8 protein-coding genes and 3 pseudogenes (1 of these 11 running past the window's edge) are annotated in these 15,558 nt (G+C 26.5%); 5 read left to right on the top strand and 6 right to left on the bottom strand.

Annotated features, from left to right (window positions below):
- From BN1173_RS01335 to BN1173_RS01320, 4 genes and pseudogenes are all read left to right on the top strand, one after another.
- Window positions 1–1,240 (top strand): hypothetical protein (locus BN1173_RS01335; protein ID WP_246040024.1); only part of this gene is annotated, 1,240 nt, incomplete at its 5' end.
- A pseudogene (locus BN1173_RS01330) lies at window positions 1,233–3,370 on the top strand (flagellar assembly lytic transglycosylase). The gene BN1173_RS01335 and the pseudogene BN1173_RS01330, both read left to right, overlap by 8 nt.
- 13 nt (window positions 3,371–3,383) lie before the next feature.
- Window positions 3,384–4,191, top strand: a pseudogene (locus BN1173_RS01325) (undecaprenyl-diphosphate phosphatase).
- 12 nt (window positions 4,192–4,203) lie between these two features.
- Window positions 4,204–6,555: a DNA translocase FtsK gene (locus BN1173_RS01320; RefSeq protein ID WP_040236100.1), complete on the top strand. Its 2,352-nt coding sequence runs from the start codon at window positions 4,204–4,206 to the stop codon at window positions 6,553–6,555.
- Between the two features lie 48 nt (window positions 6,556–6,603).
- On the opposite strand, the gene rpsU is transcribed toward BN1173_RS01320, so the two are convergent.
- The 4 genes from rpsU to BN1173_RS04515 are packed head-to-tail and all read right to left on the bottom strand — an operon-like array spanning window position 6,604 to window position 10,274.
- Entirely contained in the window at window positions 6,604–6,813 is a 210-nt protein-coding gene (rpsU, locus tag BN1173_RS01315) for a 30S ribosomal protein S21 (RefSeq protein WP_012422030.1), read from the bottom strand.
- A 17-nt stretch (window positions 6,814–6,830) separates the two neighbouring features.
- Entirely contained in the window at window positions 6,831–7,814 is a 984-nt protein-coding gene (locus BN1173_RS01310; protein WP_040236098.1) for a M23 family metallopeptidase, read from the bottom strand.
- Entirely contained in the window at window positions 7,787–9,901 is a 2,115-nt protein-coding gene (gene recJ, locus BN1173_RS01305; protein ID WP_040236103.1) for a single-stranded-DNA-specific exonuclease RecJ, read from the bottom strand. Before recJ ends, BN1173_RS01310 begins: the two co-directional genes overlap by 28 nt.
- 22 nt (window positions 9,902–9,923) lie before the next feature.
- Window positions 9,924–10,274 carry a hypothetical protein gene (locus tag BN1173_RS04515; protein ID WP_246040023.1) on the bottom strand — a complete coding sequence of 117 codons (351 nt, stop codon included), beginning with the start codon at window positions 10,272–10,274 and terminating at the stop codon, window positions 9,924–9,926.
- Window positions 10,275–10,679: 405 nt separating this feature from the next.
- On the opposite strand from BN1173_RS04515, the gene lon reads away from it, so the two are divergent.
- Window positions 10,680–13,130 carry an endopeptidase La gene (gene lon, locus BN1173_RS01295; RefSeq protein WP_180338384.1) on the top strand — a complete coding sequence of 817 codons (2,451 nt, stop codon included), beginning with the start codon at window positions 10,680–10,682 and terminating at the stop codon, window positions 13,128–13,130.
- 63 nt (window positions 13,131–13,193) lie between these two features.
- Here lon and BN1173_RS01290 read toward each other — a convergent pair whose 3' ends face one another.
- Window positions 13,194–15,461, bottom strand: a complete 2,268-nt coding sequence (locus BN1173_RS01290) for an efflux RND transporter permease subunit (protein WP_014696134.1) — start codon at window positions 15,459–15,461, stop codon at window positions 13,194–13,196.
- Between the two features lie 10 nt (window positions 15,462–15,471).
- A pseudogene (gene leuS / locus BN1173_RS01285) lies at window positions 15,472–15,558 on the bottom strand (leucine--tRNA ligase); it runs 2,447 nt beyond the window's last position.

Genomic DNA, 15,558 nt, shown 5'->3' with positions numbered 1-15,558 from the left:
ATATAAATTTGTTTTTTATAAAAGAACAAAGAGGTTGGAATTGTTGAAAGGTTTTTTGGGCATAAGGCTTTCTAATAATGAATATTTTTCAGTTTTAAGCTTGGATGATACTTCTGTAAAGAAGATGGTATTGGGTAAACTTGCAGATGAGACCAATATAAAATTAGATTTTTATGTTAGTGAATATGAAAATTTTTCTAATCCCATTATTATTGGGTCTTTTTTCTTAGATAATCTTGATAAAGATAGTTTGAATGTAAATATTTATTTCAAAATAGATTCTATGATGCTTTATGTTTATGGAGAGTGTGATGGAATTACTAATAAAACCAAGTTTGATTTGAGTTTGATGAGTCTTTCAGTTAATACAAATGAAGTTAATGGTGATTCTTTAAATAGTGATAAAGTAGATGATTTGCCTATTGATTTTCAAGATACAAATCGCAAGGAGAGTTTTGACAGTATTGTTGAAGAAAAGCAAGATGATTCTTTGGATTTTGATTTAAGTAATGTTAATGATTTATCTAATTCTAAGGATTTGCTTTTAAATAAAGAGAATGATTTGGATTTAGTAGTGGATTCTTTAAATTTAACTAATGATATGGATGAACATGCATTGTTAAGTGAAGGAAGTAAAGAGTTAGATTCTGAGTCTAATTTAGATTTAGAAAATTTGGATTTTGCCCCTACAATAGATAAATTGGAAGATAATCCTATTGAAGAAACAGAAGTTGCACATGTACTTGATGATATTGATCAATATTCTGTAAATCAAGGTATTTCTACTTTGGATAAGGTTTCTATTGATGTTAATGAGAGAAATGATGTTTTTGATAATTCTGAGAATGATGTAAAATCAGTTAAAGATAAGGATGATAATTCTAGTAGTTTTAATGTGTATGTTATCCAAAATTCTTATTCTGATGATTTGAGTGTTGAAGATATTATTGCGGATGTTAGTAAAAATTTAGATGATGTTGAATTTGATGATGTTTCTTTGGATTTAGGTAAAGACAATTTTACTGTGGATGTTGAAGAACCTAAATTTGATCTTGATTTAAAAGAAGATCGTATTCAAACTTCTATGCTTTATTTAAGTCTTGTTTCTTTATTTCTTTTGATATTTTTTTCATTGTTTTTGATTTTTTCTAAAATATTAAATCCTAAAAATTTTACAATTTCTTATTGTTCTTTTTATAAAGAAGAAAAAATTACTAGATGTGAAAAAAGTAATGTTTAAGAAAATTATTTATTTGTTTTTATTGAATTTATTATCTTGTTCATTTGTGAAAGAATCTTTAAGTAGCAATATTTTAAAAAAAAGTATCAATAGTTTTGATTTAAATCATTTAAATTGGTTGTGGAATTTTGACTATGTAGGACAAAATTTTGATAAATATTTTGGTATAGATTCAGATTCTTATGTATATGTTGCTTATCTTTTTAAAAAAATAGGGTATGATGAAAAATTTAGAGAATATATGCACAAAGCAATAAATAGTAATAATAATATTGCATCTCAATTTGCTGGTGTAAAACTTCTTGAATATTATAATTCTAGAAGAGAATATTATGAGGCAGAACTTGTTGGTCGAAAACTTTATAACAAATATAATGATAATAAATTCATTATATTAGGATATTTTAAAAGTCTTTATTGGCAGAAAAAGAATAATGAAGCTCTTTTAGTTTTAAATAAGCTAGAAAAAATGGATTTCATGCAGGCACAAGAAAATGAAAATCTTTTATTTAAAGCAGTGCTTTATTTTAATATTTCTGATATTAATACGTCATTAATTTATTTCAAGAAATTGTTTGAGAATTTGCCGGCAGAATATTTGCATGTAAGGGCTCATGATTATCTTGTTCTTGAAGGGAAAGATAATCTTTTAAATTCAACTTTTTTAAGTCTTGTTAAATTTAAAGCTTTGGTTGCTAATGGTGATTTTAAAGGTGCTGTTAATATATTAGATGATAGTTTTAAGAAGTATTATAGTAATTTTGTTTTTTTAATGTTGTTTATAAGACTTTTGTAAGTTTAGGTTATATTAACAAGGCATTATCTTTTTTTAGTAATTTAGATAGTGTTTATAAAGATTATTATTTGGGGCTCATTAATTTAAAATTAAAGAAAGATGTAGGTTTTGTGACAATACTTAAATATTTGGAAAATTCTTCTATTATAAATGAACCTTATAGATTAGAAATGCTTAATGAAATTTTTAGAAATTTCATATTTATGAAAAATACAAGAAATTATTTTTCTAAAAACATAGCTAATTTTTATACAAGTAAAGATAAGGGTAATTTTGCTTTTATTAAGGTATTAGATGAATATATTTTAGAAGCTGTACAACTTGGAGATTATGATAATTTATATTTACTATATTATAATGGTCAAAATGTTATTGACAATGCTGTTTTAGCAAGGCTTGCTTTTCTTAATGCTAGACTTATATATCACAAATTTATTAAATCTCAGTCAGTAGGTGAGTATAGAGAGCTTTTGCGTTCTGCTATTAAATATGATCAAATATCTTATGCATCGTTTATGAGTAAGTATTTGCTTGATCAAAATATTAATGATTTGTTTGAAAATGCTTTGGATATAAATTATGATCAGTCCGATTATGAAAGGTTTTTGGAAGGGTTTTTAAAATTTAATTTGTATTCTTATGTTAGTGTGTTTGTTGCCAATGATTTTAAAAATGGTTATAGATTTTCTCCTAATTTTTACCGTAATCTTTACGATGAATTTGTGAAACATGAATATTATTATGAATCTATACTTGCTATTAATTACCTTGTAAGGCAAGATTTTTCAGCTTTAAATAAAGATGATTATAAGCGTCTCTATCCATGTTTGTACACGGCTTTAATTAAATATTGGTCAGGGAAAAGGGAACTTGAGTCGAGTCTTGTATTTTCTTTAATAAAAGCTGAGAGTAGTTTTAAAAGAGATGCTGTATCTAAACCTGGTGCTATCGGACTTATGCAAATTATGCCTGCAACATCAGCTGATGTATCTAGAGAAATTAAATATTATAAATACTATCCTTATGATTTGAAACAGCCAAAGGATAATGTTATTATTGGGACTCATTATTTACGTAAAAGAATAGACATGTTGGAAGATGTGTATAAGGCCCTTGCATCTTATAATGGTGGTATTGGAAATGTTAGAAAATGGGAAAAAGATTATGGGCATTTGCCCAAAGAAATTTTTATCGAAGCTATTCCTTTTGGACAAACTAGGAATTATATTAAAAAAATATTAGTTTATTCTGTATTATATGATGCTTTATATGAAAGAAAGGGAATGGATTTTATTATAGAGTATATTATGGGTAAATTTTCCAAACGTTTTTAGGTTGTGAAGTTAAATGGATAATATTTTAAGGGTTATTATTTTAGGTTTTGTTCAAGGCATTTCTGAGTTTTTGCCTATATCTAGTTCAGGCCATTTGTTACTTTTAAAAAAGTTTATGAACATTGATCTTCCAATTGTATTTGATATTTATTTGCATTTTGCAACAGTTTTAGTTGTAATAATTTATTATCGAAGACGAATATTAGAGCTTGTAATGGTTTTTATTAAATTTATTTTAAGAAAATCAAAAATGACAGAATTAGATTCTTCAAATTTGAACTTGATATTACTTGTATTAATAATCACATTTTTTACAGCATTGATTGGAATTTTTATAGAAAAGTTTAAGGTGTTATTTGCTTCATATGATACGTTTATAATTGGATTGTGAAGTATTTTATTATTTTTGATTGAATTTAGAATTTAAATTTTTAAATTAGTTCAACCTATCAAAAAGCATTTTTTTTTCATGCTTATTGATTGGAATTATGCAGGGAATTGGGGCTATGCCGGGTATTTCTCGTTCAGGAATTACGATTTTTGCGTCAATTTTGCTTGGGTTTAGCAGGACAAAATCCCTTGAAATCTCTTTTTTATCTTTAATTCCTATTGTTTTTGGAAGTTTATTTTTAAAGTATAATGATCTATTTAAGTCTGATATAATTTTTAATATTTTTGAGATAAATCTGGGAGCAATTTTTGCTTTTATATTTGGACTATTTTCAATTAGTTTGTTTGTTAAGATGCTTAAGAATAGTAAACTGTATTATTTTTCAATTTATTTAGTTTCAGTTGTGAGTTTAGTTTATTTCCTTGTTTGATGTTAGTAGAATATGAAGAATTTTTATCGTTATTTTCAGTTTTTATTCTTTTTTATGTTGGCTGTTATACTATTTTCTCTTTTAGTGGCATTAACTCCTATAGGAAATATATTTATATTTTTTGTATTTAATCTTATAGGGCATATGCTTCTTAATACTTTTTCATTTTTGTCGTTTTATTTAATACTTTATCCGCTTGTAAACTGGTATGTTTATTGCAATAATATGTTTAGCAAAAAATTTATATTTAATTGGAATTATACGGTTGTTTTATTTTTTACTTTAACCTTTTGGTTGAGAATTAATTCTGATTTTGAGGGTTCTAATTTTGTTAATTGGTTCTTGAGTAATTTTGGCATTATAGTTGGAAATTTATTTGTTTGTCTTCTTTTTATTTTAGAACTTATTGTTTGGGTTTATTTAAATTATGTCTTTTTTAAAGATGCTAGTTTTATTTTAACTACCTTTCATTTTATAACATTTAAATTGAAAATTTTGTTTGAGAACATGTTTTCTTATTTGCCTTTTTTGAGTACTTTAAAGATTAAGAAAGATATTAAGGTTTATAAAGATTGTAAGAATAATATAAGTTCAGATAGTATTTTGAATAAGGAAGATAATATTATTAATGATGAAGAGTATCAGGCTTTATGGTCTTTTAAGGAGTTTTTACGAAATTCTAATAAATCTTTAGATGTTGATTTGGATAAAACTATTTTTTCTAAATCTGAGGTAATGGATGATAAATTACCAAAAGATGAATCTTTGCAAGAAGTTCAATGTGATTTAAATACTGAGAATAATTGTCAATATAAAATTTTGAGAAGTGAATGTGAGGATAGTAGGTTAGTAGTTAGTGGAAAAATTAGGGCTAGTGATATAAGGCATAATGGAATAATAAATAATATTGTTAGAGATGAATATGAGAATGACACTTTATTTAAAGTTAAAAGTGATGAAAATTATTCAATAGATATTTCTGTTTTTGCTCAAAGGGAGCCTGAGAATGAAACTGAAGATGTTGAATATGAGAGAGAAATTCAAAAGCAAGCGATGCTTTTGCAAGAAACTTTTAGAGAATTTAATATTAATGCCAAACTTATTGATATTATTAGAGGTCCTGTTGTTACGATGTATGCTGTTCGTCCTGATAAAGGCATTAAGCTTTCCAAAATAACTTCTATATCTGATAATATTGCATTACGTCTTGCAGCGATTAGAGTTAGAATTATTGCGCCAATACCTGGCAAAGAAGCTGTTGGGATTGAAATACCTAATAAGAGACGAAAATTCATTTTGATATCAGAGATAATAAATAGTCAAGAATTTCAAAATGATTTTAAAGTGCCTTTTGCACTTGGTAAAGAAATTAGTGGAAATAATGTTGTTTTTGATCTTGTGACTGCTCCCCATCTTTTAATAGCAGGTGCTACTGGTGCTGGAAAATCAGTTTGTGTAAATTCACTTATTGCTTCAATTATTTTTTCAAAATCTCCAGATGATGTTAGGCTTGTGTTAATAGATCCTAAAGTAGTTGAGCTTAAACTTTTTAATGATATTCCTCATTTATTAACTCCAGTTATTACTAATGTAAATAGGGCTTTGGAGGCTTTGCGTTGGTGTCTTGATGAGATGGAGAGAAGGTATGTTATTCTTGATAATTTTTTTGTTAGGGATATTAATTCTTATAATAAGAAAATAGTGGAAGAAGGATTAAATGAAGTGCCGTTGCCTTATTTGGTAATAATTATTGATGAATTTGCAGATTTAATTCTCTCTGCAAGAAAGGATTTAGAAAATTTGATTTCTAGGCTTGCAGCTATGGCTAGGGCTGTTGGAATGCATTTAGTTCTTGCTACTCAAAGACCATCTGTTGATGTTATTACTGGGGTAATAAAAGCTAATTTTCCTTCAAGAATTTCTTTTATGGTTGCTAGTTCTATGGATTCAAGAATAATTCTTGGAACATCAGGTGCTGAGAAACTTTTAGGAAAAGGTGATATGCTTTATGTTAGTCCTATCACGCCTTTTCCACAACGAATTCAAGGTGGTTTTTTAACTGAAAAGGAAGTTTATAAGTTAGTTGAAGAGGTTAAAAAATTTGGTACACCAAATTATATTGATGATGAAATATTTATTGATAGTGTTGTTGAATCTGATACTTTGGTGATAAATTCTTCAGATGAACCTATGTTTGAAGAAGCTCTTGAAATTGTTCGTTCTACTAAAAAAGCATCTGCGTCTTATCTTCAGAGGCGTTTAAAGATAGGATATAATAGAGCTGCACGAATTATTGAGCTGATGGAAGAGATGGGATATATAGGTCCTGTGAATGGTTCAAAACCACGGGATGTTTTTATTTAAATAGTTTTAATGTAAAAAAAGGACATTCACATGAATATCCTGATTTTATTATTTACCAATTTTTTGTTTTAGTTTTCTTACTTTTTTTGCTTGTTTTCTTTTGAATGCTTTTTCTTTTTTAACACGAATAGTAGATGGTTTTTCATAATATTCTCTTCTTTTCCATTCCCTGATGATTGCTTCTTTTTCAATCATTCTTTTAAAACGTTTCAATGCTTTTTCTAATCCTTCATTTTTGTCAACATTGACAGTTACCAAAAAATCACCCCCTTTTTTTACTCTATCTTCTTAGTGTTATTGATTATTTGATTTTTGTCAATAAGCATTTCTTCTAAGAAAAAATCTGGATTTACTGCAATTCCATTAATTCTAATTTCAAAGTGTAGATGAGGACCTGTTGATATTCCCGTATTTCCGACATTACCTATATATTCTCCTGTATTTACTATTGTATTTTCTTTAACTCCAAATTTTGATAGGTGTAGGTAAATTGTAAATACTCCTGGTAAATGTTGAATGATAACAGTTTTTCCAGTGATTTCTCTGTCTTTTGCAAATACTACTTTTCCTCTACCAGCTGCGAAAATAGGTGTTTTTTCTTTTTTAAATGGCGCATAATCTTTTCCGTTATGTATTTTTTGGCTTGATATTTTTTGGTTGTCTTGCATATAAATTCTTTGATCTCCATAAGGACTAGTTATTTGATATTTATCTTTTATTGGATGGACAAATGTATCGTAATGATAAATTGTTGTATCGCCTACACTTCCAATGATATTCCATAATGTTAGAGCTTGTTTTTTTGCTTTAGGTGATTGTTGACTTTTGATAAGTTTAGATTTACTTTTATTAAGTTTGACAGTTGTTTTTTTGAATTTGAATTTTTTGATTTCAATTTCCTTTATGTATTGTTTATTTTCAAACTCTATTTGAATTTTTCTTTTTCCTTCTTTGATCATTGGTGTGATTCCTATTAAAGCTATATAGTAGTCTCTATTACTTATATTACACTTAAAAGGTGATGCACTTAAAATGGGTTTTTGATTTGTTGATAAGAGAGATAATTTTTTAAAGTTTTTATTGCTTATAAAATAAATGTTGCCTCCTTGAAAGGTTTCTTTTTTATAGTATATTTTTGTAATATCGTTATTTTTTGCATTAACTTTAAATAATCCTATTATAAATATAAATGCAAGTGTAAATACAAATAAGAGTTTTTTGATGTTGTGAACTAATTTTTTCTCTTTTTTATATCGCATAAGTTTAAAATTTTATCATTTTGATTGTAAATATCTTCACTAATTGTGAATATTATGTCTATATTTTGACCATCTCTGATGCCAAGTTCTTGAATAGTTTGAGTGCCATTAAAGTAAATGGCTTTATAATAATCTATATTATTGATGATTTTCATGCTTATGTGTTTTGAAGTTCCATTTTTATCAATTGTTCTAATATCCTGAATGCATACATTTTCCATCATTAAAATAAATTCTCTAAAATCATGTCCATATGGTTCAAATAAATCTATTGTTTTGATAAGTTCTGTTTTACTTAAATCTTGAGGTATTATAGCATCAATTAGTATTGAATCTTCTTGTAGTTCTTTATATTCTATCTTTTCAAGAGCATTTTCAAGTTCTCTTATAAATTCGTTTAGTACATTTTCATACAATGTAAATCCAGCAGCAGCTTTGTGTCCTCCAGAATTGATTATTAGATGTTTTGGTATCATTGAAATTAATTCTTTTGAATTTACTTTATTATTTGATCTAATAGATCCTTTAATGATATCTGATTGTTTAGTAAGAAAGACAGCGACCTTTTTATAGTAGGATGAAAGTCTTGTTGCCATTCTAGAACTGATTCCCTTTGGAGTATTTTTGTCATAGCATACTATGAATTTATCATTCTTAAAAATGGTATTTTCATTATGCGTATTCCAAGATATATCTTCTTTATATTTTCTTAAAGTGTTTATATTTTTGATTTCCTTAAATTTATTTTCTATTTTATTAGTATCTTGACTTAATAAAAATCGTATTGTAATGTCTGCTTTTTCAAGTCTTCCTGTTGAATTTAATATTGGTGCAATTTTAAATGCAATATCTGTTGAAGTTATTATTGGTTTTGTTAATATATTGACTTCTTTTAATAGATAATTTATAGATATATTTTCTCTTAATTCTATTTCTTTAAGTCCTTCTTTTACAGCTATTCGATTTTCATCAATAATTGGCATATTATCAGCTATGGTTCCTATTGCAACAAATTTAAGTCTTTTAAGGCAATTTTGCAGTAAATTTTTGTTTGTTTCAAATATTATGTTATAAAACATATAGTACAGTTTTTCATAAATATTAATTTCTCTATATTTGAAATATTTAGTAATTTGCATAAGTTCTTTTAGTGTTTTGTTTGCATGTTTGGGATATTTTTTTATGAAATTTTCATTAATATCAATTATTTCGATATCTATTTTTTGTTTAAAAAATTCATTTAAAAGTTGAGCTTGTTCAATTTTATTAAATACAATTATGTATTTATTTTGTGAAAATTCTTCTATTTGATTAATATTAATTTGTAAATCATTATTATTGTCTAGAGTTATATGTTTTTTTAAAATGTAATTGTTAATTTCTATTGCATGAAGTTTTATATTGTTTTCAAATTTTTCTAAAAACATAAATATTAAGTCTTTGTTATAAAAATTGGTAGTAGAAAGATATAATGCAAGACATGCTTTGAAACTTACATAACATCCAGCTATTTCTTTAAATGGATAAAGATCACCTTTTAAATGAGGATCTATGATAATATTTTCTGTATCGATTTCTTTGTTTGGAAGGTGATGATCTGTAATTATTACTTCTATATTTTTTGATCTTGCATAGTTTATTTCTTCAATGTTAGAAATTCCACAATCAACAGTGATTATTAGTGTTATTTTGTCTTTAAATGCCTTATCAATAACTTCTTTTGTAAGCCCATAAAATTCTCCATTAGATGGTATTTTATAAGTTACATTAATACCAAAATCTTTAAGAGTTTCATACATTATTATTGTTGCTGTGATTCCATCAGCGTCTTTATCTCCAAAGATTAATATATTTTCTTTTTCTAAAATAGCTTCATTTATTCTATAAATAAATTTGTCTATGTTTTTTAAAAAAAATGGGTTGTGCATTAAATTGACACTACTTTCTAAGAAAAATAAGAAATCTTCTTCTTTAATTTCTCTGTTAAGTAGTAGTGTTGCTTCAAAAAGACTGATATTATATTTTTTTTTAATGTTAACTATATTTTCTTCTGCAATATTAAGTTCTTTTTTTTCCCAGATTTTCATTTCTTGTTCCAATTTGCTTTCTTTAGAGTAATATTTGCTCAAATTCTCTATTGAGTTTGTTTTTAATCATAAGTGTTAGAAGTTCTTTTGTTCTATTAGTTAATTTTGTATTTAAAGTTGTGTTTATATTTGTTTGAGTTGTGTTTTCTAAGTAGTTAAAACTTTCTGTATTAATGTACTGATTTTTATTATTGGAACATTTGATGCAGTTAAAACCATGAATGTGTGTATCATAATAATAATTTTCTTTTATTTGCTTATTACATTTAAAACATAAGTTTGATAAATATAAAAGTCCTTTGATTATTAAAAATCTTATTTTATACTGCAAGTCAATTAATTGTGCTTTTCTTAAGCTTGGATTATTTAGCATTTCTGCAGCTTCGTTAAATAGTTTGAAGCATTCTCCTTCATCAAAACTTAAATTAATAAGCTTGATCCATAGTTTAATAATTGTTAGTTTTTCGTATGTTAAGTCTCGAACAATAAATTCTTCATCATTAACTTCTATTATTTTGCATAAGTTGTTTTTTTTTACTATTTCAAAATTGGCTTTTACTAAGTTATTTATATTTAACTTAAACTTTTCTATGGTGTAATCATAAATTATTGTGTGAATGATTCCTTTTGAATGGAATAGGTTTAATAATGAATAATTTTTTTTATGATATAGATTTGTTATTATAGCATTGATTTTGTTAAATTAGCATTATACATTATTGTATAATAATAAAATTCATTATTAAATGAATTCTCATAAAAATTTTCTTTTGTTATAATGAAATCTAGGGAGATTGAATACTTTATGGAAGAAATAAAAGATACTGTTTCTAAGGAAAAGAAGCGTTCAAAGAACTCTGGAGGCATTTTGCCACATTTTGATAAACCCGTAAGAGTACCTTTAATTGCTGTGCCATCACATCCTGTATTTCCAAGTATGTTTATTCCAATTGTTATAGTTTCTGATATTGATATGAAGGCTGTTGATTATGTTATTAAAGGTAATGGAATTATTTCTTTATTTGTTTTGCGTGATAAATTTTTAGAAAAATCAGGAAATAGTAAGGATGGTAAATTAACTATTAATTATCAAAAGGATATTTATTCTGTTGGTGTTACTGCTAAAATTGTAAAAAAAATTAATCTTCCTGATGGTGGATATAATATTTTTGTTTCCACTATTGATAGAGTTAACTTTGTTAAAGTTGTTCTTAATGAGGATTTTCCAATAATTGAAGTTGATTATTTGAAACAAATTCCAATTAAAAAGTATGATGTTAATTTGAAGGCAATTTATAGCAGTATTTTACTTAGAACTAAAGAAATATTCTCACATAGGAAAATGCCCGAATTTCAGTTAAACATGGTGAATATTGAAGATAAGGGTAGATTATGTGATGTTGTTGCAGGAATGATAGCATCTTCAAAGGAATCTCATCAAGAGGTGCTTGAAACATTAAGTGTTAAGGATAGGCTTAAAAAGGTTTTAGAATTGCTTTATGAAGAATTAAACTTAATTGAAATTCAAAATAAAATTGCTAAAGGTATTCAAGAAAAATTAGAAAAACAACAAAAAGAGTTCTTTTTAAAGGAACAACTTAAAGCTATTAAGACTGAACTTGGTGTTGGAGATGAGAAGAATAGTGAATTTTTAAAAATGAAATCCAAAATAGATGCTTTAGCTTTAAAAGGAGAAGCTTTAGATGCGGTTGGAAGGGAGCTTGAGAAGTTTTCATTTCTTGAGAGACATTCGTCTGAGTATATTGTGGTTAGGAATTATCTTGAACTTATTACAAATCTTCCTTGGGGAGATACTAAAGTTGATTTTGACAAATTTAATTTACAAAGAGCAGAAAAAATTTTAGATAAAACTCATTATGGCATGAGGGAGGTTAAAGATAGAATTATTGAATATATTGCTGTCCTTAAATTAAGAAAATCTCAAAAAGGGGCTATTATGCTTTTAGTTGGTCCACCTGGGGTTGGTAAAACTTCGATAGGAGCAGCTATTGCTGAAGTTCTTAATACAAAATTTTTTAGATTTTCTGTAGGTGGTATAAGAGATGAATCAGAAATTAAAGGACATAGAAGAACTTATGTAGGAGCATTACCTGGAAAAATTATTCAAGGACTCAGAATTACAAAAACAAATTCTCCTGTTTTTTTAATAGATGAAATTGATAAGGTATCGTCTTCTCATTATGGAGATCCGTTTTCAGTTCTTCTTGAGGTTTTAGATCCTGAACAAAATGTTAATTTTAGAGATCATTATCTTGATTTGCCTTTTGATATTTCTAATGTATTTTTTATTTTAACGGCCAATTCTCTTGAAACAATACCTACACCTTTATTAAATAGGATGGAGGTAATTCAACTCTCAGGATATGTTGATGATGAAAAAATAGAGATAGCAAGAAAATATTTGATACCAAAGGTCTTAAAGGAAAATGGTGTTGATAAAGATTCCTTAAAATTTCAAAGTTCTTCTCTTGTTCAGATAGCTAGAGAATATGCTAGAGATAATGGACTGAGAAATTTTGAGAAATATTTAAAACAAATTGTTCGAAAAATTGCAAGAAAGCTTGTTGAAGATAAATCTGTCAAAGCATATCAGATTTCTAAGGAAAATTTGGAAGAGTATATTGGCATTCCTGTATTTAGAAAAGAAAAATTTTTAGATAAAGCTATGTCTCCAGGTATGGTAATGGGTCTTGCTTGGACCAATTATGGTGGGTCAACTTTGATTATTGAGACTGTAAAGACTGAATCTAAATCTCCTGGTATTAAGTTGACAGGTAGGCTTGGAGATGTTATGAAAGAATCTGCAAATATTGCATTTACTTATGTCAATAGTATAAGTAATGAACTTAAATTGCATAAGTCCTTTTTTGAAAAATATATGATACATTTGCATATTCCAGAGGGTGCAACTCCAAAAGATGGGCCTTCTGCTGGAATTACTATTGCTAGTGCTTTTATATCTCTGGCTCTTAATAAGACTGTAAGACCCAATTTGGCTATGACAGGAGAGTTATCATTAACAGGTAATGTAATGGCTATTGGTGGATTGAAAGCCAAAATAATTGCTGCTAAGAGAAATGGTGTTGAGCACATTATTATTCCTAAAGCAAATAAAGTAGATCTTGATGATATTCCTATTAATATTAAAAATGGTATAAATTTTCATCTTGTAGATAGTATGAAAGAAGTAATTAAATTGTTATTTTGATTTTATAAAGTTTTTAAGTTTAATTTGTGTTTTAATGTTTTTGAGATATATTATTTGTAATCTTTACACTTTTGTTGTACTTATTGTTTTAACAGTTGGTTTAAATATATAAATTAATAATGGAAGTAGTGTTAATGAGGCAATAGATGTTGTTAACATGGTAAAAGCTATTATTGCTCCAAGTGTTGCAATTATTTTGTAAGTTGAAAATACTAATGTTAAGAATCCTATTCCTACCGATATTGAGTTTGCAAATATTCCATTAAATACGTTAGGAATTGATTCAAGTAAAGCATTTTTATAGTCCTTAGTTACTTGATAGTTTAATATAAATGCATTAAAGAAGTGAATAGAATAATCTACACCTATGCCCATACTAACAGAGGCAATTGTTGCCGTTGCAGGATTTAATGTTATTCCAAAAAGTTTCATTACTGCAAAATTTAAAAATACCGACCATGCTACTGGAATTGCAATGATAATCCCAGTTTTTATGGATTTAAAGAATATTATTAGCAATATTGCTATTGCACTAAGTGTTGTAATAATATTTGTGATTTGTTCTCTTACCATAGTTTGTGATATAGGTATTTTGTCATAAGCACCTGAAAAATGGTATTCATGTCCTGGCATATATTTATCAATCACATTGCTTGCATAGTCTGCAAATTGTTTAATTCCTTCAGTTGAATTTTGATCAGTTCTTATAATGATTGATATTTGCGACCAATCATTATTGATATACATATTAGTCATATTTTTAATGGAATTGCTTCTGCTAATTAATAGTATTAGCTTGTTTAATACAGCTTGATTTTCAGGTAATCTGTATTCTTTGGGATTTTCTTTTTTAAATTTAAAATTCATAAGTCTTATAATGCCATTTATTGAATTGGATTGTGTTTTATAACTGAATTTATCAATATTATCTGTAATTAAATCCAAATTTTTCATTTTTTGTTCATTTTTAAATTCACCTGGAGTGCCATTAATTTCAATTTTAATTACTGAGGTTCCTCCTATTTCTTTTTGCATAAAGTTAAGTGTTTGTTTGACACTTGTATTTTCTTTAAAATAATCTTTTTCATCGAAATTAATTTCTATTTTAAAGAGTCCTATAATTGAGCTCAGTAAAATTATTACGGTTATAGTGAATGAAATGTATTTGTTATTTAATATCCATTTTGTAATTATTTGGTTTATTAGCGAAAGTTTTTCAAGAAAAGTATGAGTGTTTTTTTTGTTATTATGTTTAAATGGTGTTTTAACTAATATTCCAGGTAGTACTAATAAGGACATAAACATTGCAATAATGACACCCAGTGACATAAAAATTCCCATTGTTCTATATGCTTGAATAGATGAACTGATTAGCGATAAAAAGCCAAAAGCTGTTGTGAGAGAAGTTAAAATTATTGGTGTTTTTAGTGTTTGAATTGTAGTTATGATGGCTGTTTCGGTTAAGGGTTTATTTTTATTAATTTGTTTTAATACTCCATTTATTATATGTACAGCATTAGCACATCCAATTGAAATTAGTAGGACTATCATTGTTGTTTCTGGAACAGTAATTGGAGACATAAAAAGACTTTTAATTCCAAAAGTCCAAATTAAAGCACATATTGCAATGAGTACGGGAATTATTGCTCCTAGTATATTTTTTACAATAAGATAGAGTGATACAATGACTACGATTGCAGCAAATGGTCCTAACAATTTAAAGTCATCAGCCATATAATTGAGTATTTTTTCTCTTACTACAAGATCTCCTGTTAAGTAAAGTTTTAGAGTATCAGTTTCATGTCTTTTAATTGTGTCTTCCATTGCTTCAAGTTCGTTTTTTAAGCTTCGACTAAAGTTTGTCTTAGTATCTGTTGTTGATATTATTATGAAGTATATTAAAGTTTCATCATCATTTAGAAATAGCTTTTTAATAAATGGTGTTGCGTTAATTTTGTTTTTTATATTGATTATATCTTCATCTGTGTATACATCTTTTTTTAGTTGTGGGAAGTAAGTAAATATGCTCGTAACGGAGTTGGGTGTTACTTTTAAAATATTGACTATATCATTTGCTACTTCATTAATTTTTCTAAAAGTTTCTTTATTGAAAATATTTTTTTTGTCTTTAAACATTACTATTGTTGATAATAGAGAACTACTTTTGTCTATGTCTAGAGTTTGTTCAATTTGTGCATTTTTTGGTATGAGTTTTAATATGTTGGAGTCAAATTTTATATCTTTTAAGAAAAATCCTAAAACAATTGTTATTAGTGTGAATGTTATTAATATGAAAACTTTATGTTTAATACTTAGAGTCGCTAGATCCATTTTTGCCTCGTTATTTTGCTACTATATTTACAATTTTGTCATGAATTTAATGAATGATTTATTATTTGTTTAGTAAGGAATATATTATTGTCTAATG

It is taken from the genome of Borrelia crocidurae, from assembly GCF_000825665.2.
Classification (GTDB): domain Bacteria; phylum Spirochaetota; class Spirochaetia; order Borreliales; family Borreliaceae; genus Borrelia; species Borrelia duttonii.
Note: the sequence above shows the minus strand (reverse complement) of the source record. Positions and strands in the feature narration are given on the sequence as shown.